Origin of the sequence: Campylobacter sp. RM12640 (genome assembly GCF_020137595.1) — a bacterium.
GTDB lineage: Bacteria > Campylobacterota > Campylobacteria > Campylobacterales > Campylobacteraceae > Campylobacter_E.
In genome coordinates, this window is the sequence record NZ_JACGAU010000065.1 from 1 (window position 1) to 700 (window position 700).

At 34.0% G+C, this 700-nt stretch carries 1 protein-coding gene; it reads right to left on the reverse strand.

The window, feature by feature from the left end:
- Positions 1-700 (reverse strand): hypothetical protein (locus tag AVBRAN12640_RS09895; RefSeq protein ID WP_336609188.1); only part of this gene is annotated, 700 nt, incomplete at both ends.

Sequence of the window (700 nt, forward strand, 5' to 3'; positions counted from 1 at the left end):
AGCTAGTAACATTCATTGATTGAAGCTTACCATCTTTATCTACATAATCTCTAGTAGCTTCTACAACTATGTCTTTACCATTAGTTGATGATAAACTTAATCTTCCAAAGTTAGTCTTAGTATCATCTGTAAGACCTATTATATCTTTAAGACCATTTCTATCTTTTTCGTTAATACCTTCTTTTATACCTTCTAAGTGTTTTATCATAGCATGAGAAGCCATAGCATCTTGAGCTTCAGTAGTATCCATAGTTTTACCTTTACCTGCTTCTACTACTTTATTTAATTTAGTAATAGCATCATCTATAGCTGAATTTGCTGTATTTAAATCTGCTGCAGTTAAAGTTAAAATATGAGCTAAAGCATCAGAAGCATCTTTTTTTATGCCATTATTACCTGCTGTGTTAGCATCTAGGTTTAATGCTCCTGTAGCTGCAGCTTGAATCTTATCAAGCTTTATTGTTCCATTTGCTTGAATTGCAGCAATGCCTTGTGTTTTTGCTAACTGAGCAATTCTTGCATCTTGTTCGTAGTGAGCTGCTTGAACATCTTCAAATGTATTTTTAGAATCAAGTAAAGAATTCTTACCAGCAGCTCCAGCTTTCCAAGTATCTGCTACTTTCAAATCTACAGCTACTTGGCCTTCATGTTTATCGCTTGTTGCATACAACACATGCTTATCAGCATCAGTTCTACTTGA